Genomic DNA, 19,942 nt, shown 5'->3' on the forward strand with positions numbered 1-19,942 from the left:
ATCAGTTGTTTCGGCAACAATATAAATTCATATTATATATCCTTAGAATTACGAGAGGAATAAAAATAGATGGAAACCGTTAAACGTTACCCGTGCACCATCCTTGCCAGCGCGGTGATCCCTTGGGCTGAAAATAACGAATTTGATGAAAAAATATTCCGCCGCCAGATCCGGGCGATTACCGGCAGAGGGATTACGCACATCTATGTCTTCGGTACGGCAGGCGAAGGGTACGCGGTGTCCGACGAACAGTACGAAGAAGTTATCCGGACGTTTGCCGACGAGATGAAAGCCCCGGGCTTGGAGCCCATGGCGGGTGTTATCAGCATGTCACAGACCACCGTTCTAAAACGGATTAAGATGGCCTACAGATACGGCCTACGCGACTTTATGATCACCATGCCCTGCTGGGGCGCACTGTCGGACGCGGAAATGAATCGGTTTTTCCATGATGTCTGCGACCCGTTTCCCGACTGCCGGTTTGTCTATTATAATCTTCTGCGTACCAAACGGCTGTTGACCGTGCAGGAACTGACGGTATTATCCGGGGAGATTCCGAATTTAGCCGGGGCAAAGTTTTGTTCAAACGACTTTTTCGTGGTCGGAGAGATTGCGACCGCAAACAGTCCGCTGCAGTTTTTCGTGACCGAAGCGGCATTGCTCCACGGCAATCTGTTGGGCGAATGCAGCTTGCTGATCACCGTCGGAAACATCAATATCAAAAAAGCGTTTGAATATTATAACGCCGCAGTAAGCGGCGAAACGGGCAAGGCAATCCCACTTTACCGCGAAATCATGGCGATGAACCGAACCTTGCATCGCCTCTGCGAGGGAACCAAAATCGACGGCGCTTATGATAAGATGTTTTCCAAACTGGTCGATTCGGAATTTCCGCTGCGTCTGCTGCCCCCTTACACCTGTTACGGCGAAGAAGTGTTCGAAAAGTTTCGCTGTTTTGTCAAAGAAAATTATCCCGATTGGCTGGAACCTCAGTCGGGATATTGATTATATAGCTATTCATTTTTTCTTTTAAACAGCACGGAATTAATTACCTGCATTGCTCAAAACGCGCGCTTATCGGGTGCGTGTTTTTTATCCCTTATTTTTGCTGTCTTGCAAAGCGGACTTTTTTCATTAAAAATACTATACGTATGTGGCGTGAAACATGGTGCTTTGACTCGGGCCTTACATAAAATCCTTGCTTCTGAACAGTTTATCAAACGGACAGCATCTCATCGCACGGTCATCCGTTTGGGTTTTTTCAACATTGCCGAAACGGGTAAAATTTCTTAAAAAAGGTTTTGCCGAAATCCTTGACAAAAGAAAAGTTTCTGTTTTATAATGACAGCGTTCTCATCGCATATAGCGAGAACACTTTGACCGGTTTCAGCTTTGAAATCAAAGGCCATACGGACAGCCGGGTCAACTGCCGATTGTGAAGAAAACTTCACCGAACCAATAGAGAAGTTTCCTTCACGTTATTGATTGCGTTAAGAGCGCAAAGTTCTATAAGTTGGCAACTCAATTGCCAGTTGGTTACTTCATAACCAAGTGTACTAGGGTACACGCTTGTGAAACCGATCAATAAGAGTAGTAAAAGTAGTTCTTACTGTATAGACTCTGAGAATCAAAAAGAAGCAGGCAATCCCTCTGTTCATTGACGGGGTTTGCGAAATTGTCTGCCTCCGAATGGAATTGGGTGTTTCACGAAGATGTACCACAGTACGGTGGCACATCTTTTTTATTTTGGAGGCTGCACAAAACATGGATGAAAAAATTCGGCTGTACGGGTTCAATAACCTGACCAAATCTCTGAGCTTCAACATTTACGACATCTGTTATGCCAAAACCGCCCGCGAACAGCAGGACTATATCAAGTATATCAACGAACAATATAACTCCGAACGGCTGACCGAAATATTGACAAAACTCTCTGATATGATCGGCGCGACGATTCTGAACATCTCCAAACAGGATTATGAGCCGCAGGGGGCCAGCGTCACCTTTTTGATTGCGGAAGAGAGCATGCTCAAAAACCGCAGCGGCGAGACGGTGACCGCGCATTTGGACAAGAGCCACATCGCGGTGCACACCTATCCGGAATACCACCCCGAGACCTCCATCGCCACGTTTCGCGTGGATATCGACGTCGCCACCTGCGGCGAGATCACCCCGCTTTCGACGCTGGACTTTTTGATCGGCAGCTTTGATTCGGATATCATCACGATCGATTACCGCGTCCGCGGCTTCACGCGCAACATGGAGGGAAAGAAGCTGTTCAACGACAACAACATCGTCTCTATTCAGAATTATATTGATCAAGAGACCCTTTTGAAATACGATGCCGTGGATATCAACGTCTATCAGGCAAATATCTTTCATACCAAGATGCTGATTAAAGACCCGGTGCTCCAGAACTATCTTTTCAATTCCGACGTCTATGAAATCCCGCCGAAAATCCGCCTGGACATCATCAACGCCCTCCGACGCGAGATGATCGAAATTTTCAGCGGCCAGATTATTTTCCCGGAGGCAAAGAAATGAGCGACCAAAGCCGCGCGCCGTTGATGGAGGCACTGGAACGGATCAGATATGACCGCCTGGTTCCGTTCGACGTTCCGGGTCATAAGCGCGGCAAAGGCAATCCCGAACTGACAGAGTTTTTGGGGGAGCAGTGTCTCTCGGTGGACGTAAATTCGATGAAACCGCTAGATAACCTCTGCCACCCCACCAGTGTGATCATGGAAGCGGAGATGCTCGCCGCTGAGGCCTTCGGCGCGGCAAATGCCTTTTTCATGGTCGGCGGAACGACTTCCTCGGTTCAGGCGATGATCCTCTCGAGCGTGAAAGGCGGGGACGAGATCATTTTACCGCGCAACGTCCACCAGAGCGTGATCAATTCCCTGGTGCTCTGCGGCGCGGTTCCGATCTACATCAACCCGCAGACCCATAAGCAGCTCGGAATCTCCCTTGGGATGTCGGTGGCGGAGGTCCGGCACACCATTGAGGAGCACCCACATGCTAAAGCTGTTTTGGTGAACAACCCCACTTACTACGGCATCTGCTCCGATATCAAGCAGATCACACAGATCGCCCATGAAAAAGGCATGCTGGTTTTAGCGGATGAGGCGCACGGAACGCATTTCTATTTCGGAAAAAATATGCCCGTTTCGGCCATGGCGGCAGGTGCAGATATGGCAGCGGTGAGCATGCACAAATCGGGCGGTTCGCTGACCCAGAGTTCCATTTTGTTATGCGGGCCGAAGATGAATCCCCACTACGTCCGGAAAATCATCAACCTGACCCAGACCACCAGCGGCTCTTATCTGTTGCTTTCCAGTCTTGATGTTTCGAGAAGAAATCTCGCGCTGCAGGGCCCGGAAATCTTTGAAAAAGTGACGCGCTATTCCGGATATGCACGGGAGGAGATCAACGCCATCGGCGATTATTACGCCTACTCCAAAGAGCTCGTCAACGGCGACAGTATCTTTGATTTCGACACGACAAAACTCTCGGTGAACACCCTCGGAATCGGCCTTGCGGGCATCGAGGTCTACGATCTTTTACGCGATGAATACGGAATCCAGATCGAATTTGGGGATTTAGGCAATATTTTGGCCTATATCTCGGTCGGCGACAAGCATAAAAACATCGAGCGCCTGATCAGTGCATTAAGCGAGATCCGGCGCATCTATAAACGCACCAACAAGGATTTGCTCGACAGCGAATACATCAATCCCGTTGTGGCGATGTCCCCGCAAAAGGCTTTTTACGCGGAGAAAATCAGCTTACCCATCGATGAATGTGTCGGAAAAGTCTGCACCGAGTTTGTGATGTGTTATCCGCCGGGAATTCCGATTTTAGCGCCGGGTGAGCGCATCACTGACGAAATCATCCGCTATATCCGCTATTCCGGAGAAAAGGGCTGCCTGATCACAGGCCCGGAAAGCATGAACGCAAGCCGCCTAAACGTGCTGAAAGGAGAATAACATGGACGATCTTTGGTACAGCGAATATCACGCCCCGACAGTTCGGTTTTCCATCAAGGTCAACAGCCAGCTTTACCACGAAAAGAGTGATTATCAGGCCATTTCGGTGTTCGACTCGGCGGAATTCGGGCGGTTTCTGACGCTCGACGGCATTATGATGCTGACCGAGCGCGACGAATTCATCTACCACGAGATGATCACCCATCCTGAGATAGCCGTCAATCCGGAGATCAAAAACGTGCTTGTCATCGGCGCGGGCGACGGCGGCGTGGCAAGAGAACTGATTAAGTACAAGCAAATAGAGCAGATCGACGTGGTGGAAATCGACGAGCGCGTCGTGGAAGTCTGCAAGCAATATCTTCAAAAGACTGCCAGCGGTTTCGACGACTCCCGGGTTCAGCTTCATTTTCAGGACGGTTTAAAGTTCGTCCGGCGCAAAGAAAACGCTTACGACTTAATCATCGTCGACTCCACCGACCCGTTCGGCCCCGGCGAAGTGTTATTTACCAAGGAGTTTTACGGGAGCTGCTTTAACGCGCTGACCGAAAACGGCATCCTTGTCAATCAGCATGAGAGTTCATTTTATAAAGGAGACGCAAAAGAGATGCAGGCCGCGCACCGGTGCAACGCGCAGATTTTCCCGGTCAGCCGGCTCTATCAGGCGCATATACCGACCTATCCCTCAGGCCATTGGCTGTTCGGTTTTTCTTCCAAAGGTCTTGACCCCATAAAGGACTTTAAACCGGATTACTGGAACAGTTTCGGAATTACGACTCACTATTACAACACACCGCTGCATCTCGGAGCTTTTGCGCTGCCGAATTATATCAAGGAGCTGCTCGCCGATGAGAAATAATACGAATCATAAAAACGTGCAAACCTTTCTTGCCTGTGATGCCGGGTATAAAGAAGCGCAGGCGGTGTTGTTCGGCGCGCCGTTTGACGGAACCACCTCGTTCCGTCCCGGCACACGGTTCGGGCCGTCCGCCATCCGAAACGAGTCTTTCGGTATTGAGACCTATTCGCCCTATTGTGATAAAGATCTGACCGATTTCCGCGTCTATGACGGCGGTGATTTGGAACTCCCCTTCGGCAACACCGGGCGCGTGCTGCAGCAGATCGAAAAATATACCCAAAAACTGCTTTCGGATAGCAAGCGCTTTTTGATGCTGGGCGGCGAACATCTGGTTACCCTTGGCGCTCTGCGCGCGGCGGTCAGGCGTTATCCGGATCTGCATATTCTCCATCTTGACGCTCATACCGATTTACGCGACGACTACATCGGCGAAAAATTGTCGCACTCCACGGTCATCCGCCGGGCATGGGAACTCGTCGGCGACGGAAAGATTCATCAGTTCGGCATCCGAAGCGGCGAAAAATATGAATTCGAATTCGCACAGGCACATACTAACTTACGCAAGTTTGATCTTGCGGGCTTCGAACAGATCGTCGCCCGATTGAAAGATCAGCCGGTATACTTCACCCTCGATTTGGATGTGCTCGATTCCTCGGTCTTTTGCGGAACCGGTACCCCCGAAGCCGGCGGTGTGACTTTTAAAGAATTGATCGAAGCGATTTTACAGTTAAATCGGCTGAATATCGTGGGCGGCGATGTCGTCGAACTCTGCCCGCATTACGACCAGAGCGGCAGTTCTACGGCCGCTGCCTGTAAAATCACCCGGGAAGTACTATTACAAATTTTAAAATAAAACCTAAAAGGAGGCTATATTATGGGAAAATGTATGATTATCGGCTGCGGCGGCGTCGCGAGTGTCGCCATCCACAAATGCTGCCAAAACAGCGAGGCCTTTGAAGAGATCATGATCGCAAGCCGCACCAAATCCAAGTGCGATGCGCTCAAAGCCAAGCTCGAGGGCACTACCAAGACCAAGATTCAAACCGCGCAAGTGGACGCGGATCATGTCGACGAACTCGTTGCGCTGATTCAAAAGTTCAAGCCGGACGTCGTGCTGAACCTCGCTTTGCCCTATCAGGATTTGACCATTATGGACGCCTGCCTTGCGACCAAGACGCATTATGTCGACACCGCAAACTACGAGCCGCCGGAGCTTGCGAAATTCGAGTATAAATGGCAGTGGGCATACCGGGAAAAATTCAACAAGGCCGGAATCTGCGCATTGCTCGGCAGCGGCTTTGACCCGGGCGTGACGGGCGTATATTCGGCATACGCGCAAAAGCATTATTTTGATGAGATAAATTATATCGACATCCTCGACTGCAACGGCGGCGACCACGGCTACCCGTTCGCGACCAACTTCAATCCGGAGATCAACATCCGCGAGGTCACCGCAAAGGGCAGCTACTGGGAAAACGGCAAATGGGTCGAGACCGAGCCGATGGAGATCAAGCGCGAATACGACTTTAAAGACGTCGGGAAAAAGGATATGTATCTGCTCCACCACGAAGAATTGGAGAGTTTGGGCCTCAATATCAAGGGCATCAAGCGGATCCGTTTCTTTATGACCTTCGGCCAGAGCTATCTCACCCATTTAAAATGCTTACAGGACGTCGGAATGACTTCCATCGAGCCGATTGAATTTGAGGGCCATCAGATCATCCCGCTGCAATTTTTGAAAGCGGTGCTGCCCGATCCCGCGAGTTTGGGCCCCCGCACCGTCGGTAAGACCAACATCGGCTGCATCTTCCAGGGCGTCAAGGACGGCAAGCCCAAGACCTATTATGTCTATAACATCTGCGACCATCAGGCGTGCTATCGCGAAGTCGGCAGCCAGGCGATCTCCTACACCACGGGTGTTCCCGCGATGATCGGCGCGATGCTCGTGATGAACGGCATCTGGAATAAGCCGGGCGTGTGGAATATGGAAGAGTTCGACCCGGATCCGTTTATGGACGCGCTGAACAAATGGGGCCTGCCGTGGGAAGAAGATTTCAACCCCGTGCTCGTTGACTGATGAACGACCTCCTTTATTCGGTCGAGACGCCCTGCTATGTCGTCGATGAGAAGCGGCTCGAAGATAACCTCGTCATTTTAGCGGATGTGGCAAAACAGGCGGGCTGCAAAATTCTACTTGCCCAGAAGGCCTTTTCGATGTTTGCCGTCTATCCGCTCATCGGGAAATATCTTTCGGGCACGACGGCAAGCGGGTTGTTCGAAGCCAAGTTAGGCCACGATGAGATGGGCAAAGAGACTCATATCTTTTCTGCCGCTTACCCCGAAAAGGATTTCGACGAGATTTTAACACTTTGCGACCATATCAGCTTCAATTCGTTCTCCCAGTGGGAAAAATACCGCGAAAAAGCCCTTGCCGCCAAGAAAAGCTGCGGAATACGGATCAATCCCGAGCATTCCACGCAGGGTAAAAGCATCTACGACCCCTGCGCCGAGGGCTCCCGCTTGGGCGTCACCCGAGAAAACTTCCGCGAAGACCTGTTGGACGGCATTGAGGGGCTGCATTTTCACACCCTCTGCGAACAAAACAGCGACGCACTGGTCGAAACGCTTGCGGTGGTGGACGAAAAGTTCGGCGAATTTATCCCGCGCATGAAAATTAAATGGGTCAACTTCGGCGGCGGCCACCACATCACCCGAGCCGATTACGACCGAAAAACGTTGATTGACTGTATTAAACGGTTCAAGGATAAATATCAAGTTGAGGTCTATCTGGAGCCGGGCGAGGCCGTCGCCTATTACGCCGGATATCTGGTAGCCTCGGTGCTGGACATCGTTCATAATAGCATTGACATCGCCCTGCTGGACGCCTCTGCCGCCTGCCATATGCCCGACGTGATCGAAATGCCTTACCGCCCGCCGCTTTGGCAGAGCGGGAAATCGGGAGAAAAGCCGTATACCTACCGCCTTGCGGGCTCAACCTGCCTTGCCGGTGATATAATCGGGGATTACTCTTTTGACACGCCTCTGAAAATCGGGGATAAGTTGATTTTCGAGGACATGGCGATTTATTCGATGGTCAAAAACAACACTTTCAACGGCATGTGCCTGCCCTCTATCGCATTGTTGAAAAAGGACGGCAAGATTGAGCATATCCGAACGTTCGGATATGAGAATTTCAAAAACAGGTTGTCTTGATAGCATACGTCAATATAACAGCATAAGACCCGCCCGCCTTGAAAAACGGCGAGCGGGTTGCATTTTCGCGATTGAAGACAGCTTTTTGCTGTAGTATAATAATCCCAAGCAGTTCTTATCTGATTCGACTGGGGATGAAATCATGTGCGCATCGGTAAAACGCGGATATTATCCCTCTGACAAGATCAATTTTTCCGGCTCCGCGCTCGGAACGCTGAACCGCGCGGCTGAGGAGTTGTTTTTCCTATTGAACCGCGGCTATCCCGCCAAAAGCGCCTCCGCCTTCATCGGCAATCACTATCTGCTCCCGGAGCGCGGACGGGTCGCCCTGACGCGCGCCGTCGCCTCCGAAAAAGATATCGCAGCCCGAAAGGCCAAACAGCGGGGGAAGGTTCCGGAAGGGGAGACCGTCCACATTGATGGATTTAATCAGATCATTACTCTCGAAGTCGCATTGTCCGGTTCTCCGGTGATTGCCTGCATGGACGGGACCTACCGCGATCTCGCCGGATTGCGCGGCACCTACCGCCTGATCGACAAGACCGATACCGCGATCAAACTTATTTTCTCCGCGCTGCGGGAATTTTCCGCGCAAAAAGCGGTTTTCCTGCTCGATAAACCGATCTCCAACTCCGGCAGATTGAAAACCCGGATTGCGGAGATTGCCGAAGAAGAGCAATTCGAGACCGAAATCGAACTTGCCGATAAAGTCGATCAGACGCTCTATGAGCTTTCAAACGTTGTCACAAGCGACAGTGTGATTTTAGACCGCTGCGAGAGCTGGTTAAACCTGAATGAAATCCTGATTCCCGCAATTCAGGACATATGGATTATCAAACTCCAAGGATATATTTTGTCGAATAAAACAGATAGTATATAGAAAAGAGAGAATCATGAACAAAAAAAATTATCTCGCAGACGATAAATACCGTATGAATTACGAGGTTTTTACCCCCGAGACATTCAAAAAGAATCTGCCCCTGATTATTTTTTTACATGGTGCGGGCGAACGCGGCACGGTTGTAGAGCACCTCGGCCGCCATGGAATTCCGCTGATGCTCGAAAAAGGATTCGAAACCGAAGCCGTGATTTTGTGCCCGCAATGCCCGGGCGACTGTGTTTGGGACAATATCCCGTGGGAGGTTAAAGCCCTCATCGACCGGGTGATCGACGAATACGACGTCGACCGTACGCGGGTCTCGCTGACCGGCGGGAGCATGGGCGGCTTCGGCACCTGGATGATCGGACTCACCTTCCCGAATTTCTTCTCGGCGATTGCGCCCGTAGCAGGCGGCGGGATGTCGTGGCGCTGTTCCAATCTGAGCACCACGCCGGTGCATGCCTACCACGGCAGCGCGGACACGGCGGTCCCGTTAGTTTATTCGCAGCTGATGGTGGACTCGGTCATCAAAAACGGCGGAAAAGCGACGCTGACCGTGCTCGACGGTTACGACCACTGCGGCGGCATCAACACCGCTTATCAGCAATACGGCGTTGTCGATTGGCTGCTCTCGCAGCAGCGCACCGATTTTACCCCGATCCCGGAAGCGCTCTCGTTTTATTATTAATATAGTAAAGTCACTTAAAAACCTCGCTCTTATTAATCAGAGTTCCTTCGCTGCGCTCACGATGACAGTCTCTCTTAAACAACAGAGCCGCGTCGATTCGTCACGGCTCTGTTCATATCGAGGGCAATATCTTTGGAATAATCGAACGCCTATTTTGATACCATCGTATCAAAGCGGGTGTTCTGTTATTTTCGAAAAAATGGCGTCACTAAAGGATTTTTCGATATTATTTAACGATTTCCGGCTCTTGTTATCGCTTGATATACAAAATGAGGGCATACTTAAATTTTTACATCAAATCTTTTAACGAAAGGTCATTACTATGTGCATTTTAAGTAGGTATGTGCACATTTAATTATTCCTCTTAAAAGGACATCCGGATTTTTGCAAGCCAATGCGGGTTGATCCAGGTGACGCATTGATGAGAGAATAAAGTTGAAAAATCGTAACATTGTTACATTATGGGATTTAAAATCTGGAAATGCTTGACACAAGGAAATTAATAGTGTAAAATATAACCAACAGAACGAAATCAGAGCGAAAAATGAGACAGAGAATTATTAAATAATCGAAAGGAAAAAAATTTAAGTAGAAAAGCGAATTCGCTTGAGAAAATTTAATAACACGAAGGAGGTGAAAACACGATGGGAGCATGGAAAAAAGTTCATTTTTCGGTATGTTTGATTTTCGCTGGAAACGATTTTGGCCAAACCGATTCCGCCGATGTTGAATCGGAGAAAATCAAACGGCATGTTACCTGTCGGCCGCAGCGGGCAATAAGGCCTGTACGGGAAGTGCTGATTTTGATTGAATGACCCGGAGCCGCCAAACTAATTGTTGTCAGATCACAATTTGCCTAAAAAAACAGGTTCTGGGCGGTTTCGGGAAATGAGTAGGCCTGTAAGTTAAAAATATGTGATACATCATGGCCAAAAATAAGGGCCTCGATTGTGTTACATAGGGAATGACTAAGGAGGTCAAACATATGAAAAAGCTCATTACTCTTGTCATGGTTGCCATGCTTGCTGTTTGCTGCTTTACCATAAACACGTTTGCCAGAACAGCGGAAGGATATGTGGATCTGACTGTTTCAATCGGCGGAGGATACAGCTCCGGAAGCACAATGGTCGGGGTATACCCTGACGAAGATCCGTTGACGTTTTCTCCGATCTGGGCCTATGCTGAAACATGCTTCGGGCCTTATATCGAAGGGCAAGATTATGCTTCGTCGGACGGTTCATACGCCGTGTGGGCCACATCGTTCGGCGGAACGCATTATGATTACGAGTATCAAGCCATCAATGCCGGGAATTCCGGTTACGGTCAGGCCTGAACAAGTCAAGCAGTTCCCGCCCTTTTCGGGGCGGGAACTGTAAATTTGGTATGCAATGTTATTTATTGGAGATATGAATATGAAAAAGATTCATTTACTAATTTGGCTGATAATCCTTATAATCATTGTTTTTAACGGCTGCTATACTGAAAACAGAATAATTAATACGTTACCGGAAAAACCGTTTGAACAGGTTTGCGCAGGCTCTTATGGATATATGTTCCTAACTGCGGAAGGAGACGTATATTCCTATGGAAAAACGCAGGATATGAGTAATATAGGAATATATTTCTTAGGTATTAAAGATGCTGATCGAATCGATGTTCCGACAAAAATTCTATCCGATGCGGTAATAATAAGCGATAACCTTGGGATGCCGGCCGCAATAAAGAAAAATGGCGATTTATATGTTTGGGGATACAACGGAAAAAAACAAATTCTTGGATTTGATGCAAATATCGAAATTGTATTGGAACCGACCAAGCTAATGGAGGGCGTCGCAGATGTCGGTTGGGGTTATGCAATAAAAAACAATGGTGATTTGTGGATTTGGGGTTCGTACGGTGATGTTAATCCGAGTACAGGAGAATTTATCGCAACTGCGCCTTATAAAAAATTGAGCGGGGTGAAAAAATGCATTTGCCGTGCCATTTATTACGCGCTGAAAGAAGATGGGTCTTTATGGGCATGGGGGTATGCCAAAGAGTCCTCACGCGGTAACGGGAAGATGAGCATTGAGGACTCCGCATATAACACACCGGTGAAAATCCTGGACAATGTCGCTGATATATCGGCGGTGGGATCACATACTTTAGCGCTCAAGACCGACGGCACTTTATGGGCTTGGGGCAGCAACGAATATGGGCAGGTCGGAAACGGTGAAAACGGCGATCTTTCTTCCAAAACAACGGACTGTGTGGTGACAGAGCCAATGCAGATTATGAGCGGCGTGGCATTGATTTATACCTCCACATGGTGCTCATTCGCAATCACCGAAAGCGGCGACCTTTACGGTTGGGGGCGGAATACGGGGTATTTATTTGATAAAAGCGCTGATGTCGTTAATACACCGAAACTTTTATTGAAGAATGTAAAAGAAATTGATAATTCATCCATCACTCGGTGTTATGCTTTGACGAACGACGGAAAGCTCTATTCCTGGGGACAATACGGTTATGGTATTTTAGGAACTGACTGCAGTTATGAGTTTAATCGGCTTGCGGAAAGCTTTGATGCGATAGGATCATCGGGTAATCAGCTTAATGAACAATATTGTTATGAACCGACACTGGTCACCGATGGGGTCGAATCGATTCTCGGCGGATATGAGTTAATGTTTGCCAAGATGCAGGACGGAAATTACCATTATTGGGGGATGGATACCTACAAAACCGTTCAAACTTACGGCGAGGCGAATTATGTCGAGTTCCTTCAATCAGGCGTATACGGGGCATCCAAATGGTATGAGGGAATGGTAACGGCGCCGGACTTTCCGGCGGACGCGGTGATTCCGGGCGCGATCATGCATCATCTTGATATTATCAAATATCCGACGGAATGCACTTTCCCGCCGTACATAGGGGATTGACGGATGTTCAAAGTGATTTTTGAGCAGTCCGCAAAAGACCTGACCAAACAAAAGCTGCTCTCGGTTTTGATTGCGGTGATGTTCGCGGTGGGGTTGTTTCTGACCATCGGAATCGCCGGATACTATTCGCAGAATCAGACGAAACTCTCCGATTTTTACAAGGTATACGGGGAAAAGGACTACAAGTTTAAAGCCGGTGTTATGTCAACCGCTCTCGGCGATCAAAATATGGAACGAATCGAGGCCTGCATAAATTATTACCGTCAAATCAAGACCTCGACCGAATTCGAATCCTATACTTTTTCTAACGGGAGTTTGACAATTTTCGATTACAAGGGTCCCGACAGCTGTCTGGTCGGATATGAAAATTACCAGCCGCAGCGCGATCTCGCGTTGATCGAATCGGACAGCGTCTATTCGCTTGCGAAGGCCTATATGATCGATCCGGGGGTGTTTGAGCGGTTTTCGTTGATAGTCGCTGTCGGCAAGGACTTTTCGGACTGCAGCGGTATTTACGACGGCTCGCCGATTCCGGTTGTAATGGGGTGGGATTACAACGGTTATTATAAATTAGGAGAGATTTTTAAAGCACGTCTGCCGTGGGCTTATAATACAGTCGTATCCTATGAGGTAGTTGGTTTTCTGCCGCTCGACGCGGCGATTCTGCCGATCAACAACGCTGACGAGGATTTACTTCGATTGTCAAATACCATGTTTATTCCGGCATATGACATAACAGGTACTGTAATACCAGATCCGCAGATCGATACCAAGAACCATTATGCTTATGACGTTTATCTCAATCATTTATGCGATTTTATCTTGATTTCGAAAAACAATTCGATTGATTTAAGCGGTTATGGGAATCAAGAGTTGATCGGAAAAGCATCTTCCCAGCGAACAATGATTCTAACCAGCAGTTTTATGGCCGACGCCAACCGTTATTTCCGAATGCTTGAGATGGCTTCGATTTTAATCGTGAGCGGAAGCTGCGTCTGTCTGGCGCTGAACCTGACTAATAAACTGATCGCAAATTTCAAGACTTATGCCATTCATCAGATTTCCGGCGGGACAGTCGGGGGACAGGCGGTGGCGATGATGCTCGAAGTGTTGATCTTAGCGGCGCTTTCGAACCTGATTGCGTACATATTGGCGCTGACGCTCGGGAAATATGTGTTTTCTTACAACGTGTCTGGTATTTTCGGCGTACAGGTCACGCGAATCGATTTCGCTTCGGTGTTGGCAGCGACAGCGGTTTCGATTTTTGTTTGCTCAGCGTCTTTGGCCGTTCCGCTGATCAAGCTCTACCGGGTGGAATTCGACACGCTGCTGAGGGGGCGCGAATAATGAAAAGAGAGCTTTCCGTATTGCGCGCGAGTATGAAACGAATTCGGACGCAGGAAATATTACTGGTTTCCATATTTATGTTGATCGGGATTGGCTGTATCTTTTTCGGTGATTATGCGGTCCGGAGTTATGAATTCGAACAGGCATCGAGAGGGTATTATTCTGAAAATGCGTTCGGAATGCAAGCGAGAAGTTCGACGAAAGCAGATATTGACGTGACAGAGCTGTTGAAAAAATATATCAATGAGCATAAGGACGTCGTAATTTATCGTTATACAAAAGCAAGTTTAAGTTCGGTCGGGTTGATTTTTTCGGGGTATTCCTATTTGCCGCCGATACTCGAAGGCAGGTTTTTCGAGGCGTCGGACTTTTTCAGCGGAAAAGCATTATGCGTAGTCGGGAAGGATTTTACGCCGAATTCCGCCGAGACGATTGAAACAGAAAACGGAAAAGAATATTTGGTCTCCGGCGGAATCCGTTATGAAATTATCGGAAAAATGGGATATGAAATCAAAAGCCCCGCTAACAGGTCGTCAATTATGAATCTTGATGCACAAGCGATTATATTGCCCTATTATCACAGCGATTCGTTCGTAGTGGATACGGCAGATAAAAAGGCCGCAGAAGCCAGCCGTACGGAATTAAAGCAATTTCTGGCAGAAGTTGGCGCGGCTGTCACGATTTCCGAAATTCCGAAGTCCGAGATGTCGGTCTCTGAGTTTTTTAATATGAGTTTTCTTAACGTTATCATGTTGGTCTTCGGTGCTTTTACGATTGTCCTTGCAACAGTGCCTCTGACCCTGATGTGGTCGCAGAAAAGGCGAAGAGCTGTGGCCGTCCAGCGGATGCTCGGGTTCTCGACCTCATTTACGCTGTGGCGGATGTTTGGGCGGCTGATGATTTTGTTCCACTTGGGGTTTTTGCTCAGTTACGGAGTATATTTCATCATCGTTAAATTCGGTTATTTGAACCTGAAATCGTTTTTCAGCTTGGAAATGGCAGTGGCGTATTTAGGCGCGCTGGTGTTTAATATTTTAATCGCCATCGTGCCGTTTGTGCAGACCATGCGGGTCGAGCCGGGCGACGCGCTGAGACGGGAATAGGAAATGATAAAATATTTTTAAAACCATGTTAGAAAATGGGCTTCTCATTTGATTTATAAATAGCGACTTATGCAACGAATTCGGTAGGATAAATTTCAATTGAAAGGAGGGATTTGCGATGGCAGCGATGAGTAGAGCTTATTTTTTGATCGATTCGATTTGCGCTGCCGGCTTTGCTCAAATCGAAACATCGAGGGAAACGAAGCGTCATGCTTTAAATCGGCCGCATCGGGCAGCAAAGCCCGAGCGGGAAGTGTTGACCGTAATTTGATAACCTGCTATCCGGTGAGCGGAGGCCGGGTAACCGGAATATTTCCCATGACAGGGTAACGTTACCGAAAAAGAATATTCATTCGTTTGACAGGTTTCGGCCTGTTCAATCGTTCTTGAAATGGAGGGAAGCGCTTCGTTTCCCTGAAAGGATTTAATATGAAAAAGCTTGTAAAAATCATCCTCTGCATCGCCATGTGTTTTTCCATGCTGGCGGCCATGGGTGTTGCGGTGAGCGCTGATGAAAGGTATCCGATTTCTCCTGCCTATTCATCGGCTGTATTGACATACAGAGGCGGTAATGAGTATTACGGATCTGCGACCATGTCGATTTCGCAGACGTACACCTCATTCGACCTGTATTGGAGCACGATAGGAATCGACAGCGATGATACGGGCAGTTCAAGTTATGGCGTAATTGGATTTACCAACACTGTCTATTCATATCCCGGCCTTGAAGTTGATTGGCAGTGGATGTCCTCTTACCACGGCAACGGCGATCAAGCTTAGTATAGTGCTACTTTTAATCCTTAAAAGTGGACAATGCCCGCCCCACCTTAAGGTGGGGCGGGCAAAAGAGATTCTATTTATATTGAATAAAGTGGAGGGTTCAATATGAACAAAGTGTTTTTGTTTATAGTTGGTGTATCAATTCTACTTGTTTTATGCGGTTGTGAGAATTCAACGGCTTCTGTACCATCACAGGAAAGCGCAGCGCAGAGCAAGGAGAATGACTTAACGTTGGAAAACGGAGTCATTTGCAATTATTCGAAACTGGTCGATGGATCAAGAGGACATACGCTGTATTATCTCGAAACGGACGGAACGCTCTATGGATGGGGCAAAAATTATAATTACCTTCTCGGCCTGCCCATTCCGGAGCAGTATTATTCCTATAAGCCGATCGTATTAGCCACCGATGCCGCCGACGTTGTATGTAATTTATTTACTACTTATATATTGAAAACCGACGGGACATTATGGGTTTTAGGGTATTATGAGCACGCTACGGACGGTTCCGACTACGTCGGTTCATGGACGCAAATCGCAGAAGATGTCAAGCAACTCCGCAGTGGAGGGAGCGGCAGGAATATCTGCGGGGTCTTGAAACAGGATGGCAGTTTGTATGTTTTGGGCTCGACTTATGCCGGGAATGTTTCCCTGGTTCGATCGAACGTCGAAATTGATGAATTTGTTTTGAGGCCTGCGGATACCGGTGTGGATAGACTCGGCGGAATTCACATTGAATATTTCGGCAATACAATCGAAAGTCAATCTCAAGTCAATGTCGGTGTGCGTTACACAGTCGGATATTTCAAAGATGGCGCCTACTGGCAGGCAATTGAAAACAAGGACGGGAGTTTTACGCTTCAAAAATTAGTTGATTCGAATGTCGCGCAGGTTCAAAATGTTAGCAGATTCGATTTTTATATCGATTTAGAGGAGAACCTCTGTTCAGCGAAAAAGGGGACGATTATAGCCGAGGATGTGACATCCTTCCTTTCGGGAACTGAAGGCAGCTGCATTTTCGTGACAAAAGACCATAAGTTATGGGAAATCGGGATGACCACGCTGCCGGTTGATGGCGACTATGTTGTCTATGAAGAACCTAATTTTCTTTCGGAGGGCGTTGTAAAAATCTATAACGCATCCGATACGGCAGCATTGACTTATTATATACTTAAAACTGATGGGACACTGTGGTGCTGGGGCGTAAATGGCTTCGGCCTGCTTGGTAACGGAACAGTCACCGCTGAGATTGCACGGGACAATGATTTGATACCCGAGGGAACGCCTGTTGAAGATGTCTGCGATGAGATTACACAGGTCTTGAATATCAGTAAAGTCCGGGATTTTTGTTATTCGACTCAGGTAAAAGTGGCGGTTACGAAAAGCGGAGAACGGTATATCTGGGGAGTAAACCCATATTATCGGGCATACACAGATAGTACCAGCGAAAAAAATTCTCCTCATGCAGAATACAGTGAGGATCGCTCCACCGTACCGACTCCGGCTCATGTATTCCGAGAGGATTTCTTGCTTGTTCCGACGACATGGACAGAAGCATTTGAAAAGTATGGATATGAAAAGTAGCAAAAAAGCAGTGGGGAAAGGCGCAGGACGGAAATTTCGGAAAATTAAGACCGAGGAAGTCCTGCTGGTCTTGATTTTCGCATTTGTCAGCGTCGCCGCGGTATTCGGCGGGCGCTACGCCGCTGAGCGGTTAGCTCTGACCGCTTCGGAGACCGCTTTTTATTCCAAGGATGCACAGGCGTTTTACGCGCTCATCCAGAGCGCCGACGGCAACGACACCCATGTGGATTTTCAAACCCTGATTGATTTTGCTAACCAAAAAGGTAATGTGACCGTATTCGCGGGAGCGGTGTCGGCATCGTTCTCAACCGGCGTCTATTCCTCCGACCCGGATTATCAAAATGCCGTGAAAACCGGTCGGGGATTTACCCATGACGACTTTGCGTGCGGAAACAATGTCGCGCTGTTTATCAACCGGGGTAAGTCGCTGATGAAAAATTACGCCGTGATTGAAGAGGGCGGCAAAGAATATGTAGACTCGCTGAACCCGGTGTTTGATTTGGCACCCGAAAACGCGCTGTTAGTCGGCGAGCTTGATCGTGACAATTTCGGAGGCAGCGCCGAGCTGGTGGTCTATAACCTCAATTCTGCCAGCGCCGTCAACGTCATCACACCGGTGTTTGTGCTGGACGGCGGTCCCGCGAAACGGACGCAGGAACTCTTCGCGGAGTTGAGAGAATTACTTGAAACACAGGGCTTTACGGTTACCCCGTTCGAACTTCCGCCCGCCGGACTGGATATCACCCGCTTCTTCAAGATGGATATTTTAAATATTCTCGTGATCGCTTTCGCGGTGCTTTCAGCGGTCGTCGCAACGGCGCCGATCACGATGTTATGGGCAAAAAAACGATTTTCCGATATCGCGGTTCGCCGTCTGCTCGGGTTTGGAGGCGATCGAATCTTTTGGCAATTGATCCTTCGGTTTCTGATGATGTTCAACTTGGGGTTTTTAGGCGCTTATGGCGTGATGTACATATTCAAATTGACCGCGGGATTTGAACTGCCGGGTTTATTCTCCGGAGCGGTCTTGATTGCCTATGCCGCCGCGCTTGCGTTCAATCTGCTGACCGCGCTGGTTCCGGTGATCAAGTGTATGCGCATTGAGCCGGGCGACGCGTTACGGAGGGCTTAAAATGAAAATCATCATTCACCAGATTTTGCAGAGTTTTAAAAAGACGCCCGTATTGAGTGTTTTGATTGTGTTGCTGTATTGCGCGGGGTTGTTCATCATCGGAGGAACTTATGTCTATCTGCAAAACTCCGAGGCCCTCAGCGCACAGTTCACCACAGTATACGGCGCCGACAGCGCACGGGTGATCTGTATGCTGTCCAACCGGGTGACTTGGGAGGGTATTCAAAAACCGGAATGCGTGGAGGCCATCAAGATGTTTTACAGCGAACTTCGGCGCTCTTATCCGCAGTATGGGTTTTTTAATTTCGGAAAGTATTGGACCGGAGTGATCGACTACCGGGGAAGCGATTGCTATATTGATAAATATGATGTCGGAAGTCCGAGTAAAAACTTGATTTGCCAGAAAACCGGTGTTTCCTACTCCACGTTGCTAAATCTGATGGTCTCACAGGACTATTTGAATTATTTTAAAATCCGCGTGACGCAGGGCAAGGATTTTTCCGGTTATCCGAAAGATTATTTTACCTATGTTCCCGGACGGGTTTATCCGCTGATTATGGGTGCGGGACTGGCGGAGAATTATCAGATCGGAGATCGGGTTCAACTTTATATGGAATCGGGGCTTCCGCTGATTCTGGATTTTGAAGTCGTCGGCTTCCTCGACAAAGGACAGGCGACGCTCGATGTCAATACCAATGCGGCGACCGCACCCGACGCCGACGAGACCTCGGAGGATAAACTGCTGTATTTAGACGGCTGGCTGATTGTGCCGTGGATTGACATGGGCGATGTCTTTGATTATAACGCGGTCTCGGAAGATGCGAACATGGCTAAGATGCAAAAAGTTTCTGTTTTGAGACCATGTTATCAGATGATGATCTGCGTGGGCAACGGTTTTCCGGAAGAAGTGACCGATGCGATTTCCGACGTCGCGGGGAAAGTCGTATATCATTCCGAAACCGGAGCGACGTTCGCAGACGACGTCTCCGGCTGGGGGAATGTGATGAGCATCCCGAATGCATTTTACAGTGAGATGGGCAGATTCTTTAATTTGTTGTTTTACAGCAGTTTGTTCATTTTACTCTCCTGCATGGTATGTATATCTATCAATCTGCTGAATAAAGTCAACGCCAATCTACCTAGATATGCCATACACCTGTTATGCGGCGCAAAACTCGGAGATATACGGGCGTTTGCCATCGGAGAGATATTGGCGATCACGCTGCTTTCGGACATCGGCGCTTTGGCAGCTTTGGTTTTTGTCGGGGACAGAATTTTTTCATTTCATTACGGCAGTTTATACAGCATGAACATCGGGGGGCTTTCGTTGGCCTCGGTGTTGATGATTCTCGGAGTGAATGCGGCGGTGTTCGTCCTATCACTTGCCTATCCGTTGTGGCGCATCAACCACGCCGAATATGATACATTCTTAAGGGGGAATGAATGATG

17 protein-coding genes are annotated in these 19,942 nt (G+C 48.4%); all 17 read left to right on the forward strand.

The window, feature by feature from the left end; all coding sequences use genetic code 11:
• Positions 1 to 69: 69 nt before the first annotated feature.
• The 17 genes from PKH29_03865 (at position 70) to PKH29_03945 (ending at position 19,940) form a co-directional block, all read left to right on the forward strand.
• Positions 70 to 1,005 carry a dihydrodipicolinate synthase family protein gene (locus PKH29_03865; GenBank protein ID HNX13970.1) on the forward strand — a complete coding sequence of 312 codons (936 nt, stop codon included), beginning with the start codon at positions 70 to 72 and terminating at the stop codon, positions 1,003 to 1,005.
• A gap of 759 nt (positions 1,006 to 1,764) precedes the next feature.
• Complete coding sequence (speD, locus tag PKH29_03870; GenBank protein HNX13971.1) at positions 1,765 to 2,544, forward strand: adenosylmethionine decarboxylase; 780 nt, start codon at positions 1,765 to 1,767, stop codon at positions 2,542 to 2,544.
• The gene (locus PKH29_03875) at positions 2,541 to 3,989 is read left to right on the forward strand and encodes an aminotransferase class I/II-fold pyridoxal phosphate-dependent enzyme (protein HNX13972.1); all 1,449 of its coding nucleotides are present in this window, start codon (positions 2,541 to 2,543) and stop codon (positions 3,987 to 3,989) included. Before speD ends, PKH29_03875 begins: the two co-directional genes overlap by 4 nt.
• Position 3,990: 1 nt before the next feature.
• Positions 3,991 to 4,845 carry a polyamine aminopropyltransferase gene (speE, locus tag PKH29_03880; protein HNX13973.1) on the forward strand — a complete coding sequence of 285 codons (855 nt, stop codon included), beginning with the start codon at positions 3,991 to 3,993 and terminating at the stop codon, positions 4,843 to 4,845.
• Positions 4,835 to 5,698, forward strand: a complete 864-nt coding sequence (speB, locus tag PKH29_03885) for an agmatinase (protein HNX13974.1) — start codon at positions 4,835 to 4,837, stop codon at positions 5,696 to 5,698. Before speE ends, speB begins: the two co-directional genes overlap by 11 nt.
• A 21-nt stretch (positions 5,699 to 5,719) precedes the next feature.
• Entirely contained in the window at positions 5,720 to 6,922 is a 1,203-nt protein-coding gene (locus PKH29_03890) for a saccharopine dehydrogenase family protein (GenBank protein ID HNX13975.1), read from the forward strand.
• Entirely contained in the window at positions 6,922 to 8,058 is a 1,137-nt protein-coding gene (nspC, locus tag PKH29_03895; protein HNX13976.1) for a carboxynorspermidine decarboxylase, read from the forward strand. Before PKH29_03890 ends, nspC begins: the two co-directional genes overlap by 1 nt.
• Positions 8,059 to 8,200: 142 nt before the next feature.
• Positions 8,201 to 8,938 carry a DUF434 domain-containing protein gene (locus PKH29_03900; GenBank protein HNX13977.1) on the forward strand — a complete coding sequence of 246 codons (738 nt, stop codon included), beginning with the start codon at positions 8,201 to 8,203 and terminating at the stop codon, positions 8,936 to 8,938.
• A gap of 13 nt (positions 8,939 to 8,951) precedes the next feature.
• On the forward strand, positions 8,952 to 9,626 hold the full coding sequence (locus PKH29_03905) for a hypothetical protein (protein HNX13978.1): 675 nt from the start codon (positions 8,952 to 8,954) through the stop codon (positions 9,624 to 9,626).
• A 985-nt stretch (positions 9,627 to 10,611) separates the two neighbouring features.
• Positions 10,612 to 10,959 (forward strand): hypothetical protein, encoded by a 348-nt coding sequence (locus PKH29_03910; GenBank protein ID HNX13979.1) that lies wholly within the window; start codon positions 10,612 to 10,614, stop codon positions 10,957 to 10,959.
• Between the two features lie 79 nt (positions 10,960 to 11,038).
• Positions 11,039 to 12,547 carry a hypothetical protein gene (locus PKH29_03915; protein ID HNX13980.1) on the forward strand — a complete coding sequence of 503 codons (1,509 nt, stop codon included), beginning with the start codon at positions 11,039 to 11,041 and terminating at the stop codon, positions 12,545 to 12,547.
• Between the two features lie 3 nt (positions 12,548 to 12,550).
• Positions 12,551 to 13,894, forward strand: a complete 1,344-nt coding sequence (locus PKH29_03920; GenBank protein ID HNX13981.1) for a hypothetical protein — start codon at positions 12,551 to 12,553, stop codon at positions 13,892 to 13,894.
• A complete protein-coding gene (locus tag PKH29_03925) occupies positions 13,894 to 14,997 on the forward strand; it encodes a hypothetical protein (GenBank protein ID HNX13982.1) in 1,104 nt (367 codons plus the stop codon). The genes PKH29_03920 and PKH29_03925 overlap by 1 nt, the downstream gene beginning before the upstream one ends.
• Positions 14,998 to 15,426: 429 nt before the next feature.
• A complete protein-coding gene (locus PKH29_03930; protein HNX13983.1) occupies positions 15,427 to 15,777 on the forward strand; it encodes a hypothetical protein in 351 nt (116 codons plus the stop codon).
• 105 nt (positions 15,778 to 15,882) lie between these two features.
• Positions 15,883 to 17,361, forward strand: coding sequence for a hypothetical protein (locus tag PKH29_03935; GenBank protein ID HNX13984.1), 1,479 nt, complete (start codon positions 15,883 to 15,885; stop codon positions 17,359 to 17,361).
• Positions 17,351 to 18,493 (forward strand): hypothetical protein, encoded by a 1,143-nt coding sequence (locus PKH29_03940; protein HNX13985.1) that lies wholly within the window; start codon positions 17,351 to 17,353, stop codon positions 18,491 to 18,493. Before PKH29_03935 ends, PKH29_03940 begins: the two co-directional genes overlap by 11 nt.
• A gap of 1 nt (position 18,494) precedes the next feature.
• Positions 18,495 to 19,940 carry a hypothetical protein gene (locus PKH29_03945; GenBank protein HNX13986.1) on the forward strand — a complete coding sequence of 482 codons (1,446 nt, stop codon included), beginning with the start codon at positions 18,495 to 18,497 and terminating at the stop codon, positions 19,938 to 19,940.
• Positions 19,941 to 19,942: the final 2 nt, after the last annotated feature.

Source organism: Oscillospiraceae bacterium, from assembly GCA_035353335.1.
In the GTDB taxonomy this organism is placed as follows: domain Bacteria; phylum Bacillota; class Clostridia; order Oscillospirales; family JAKOTC01; genus DAOPZJ01.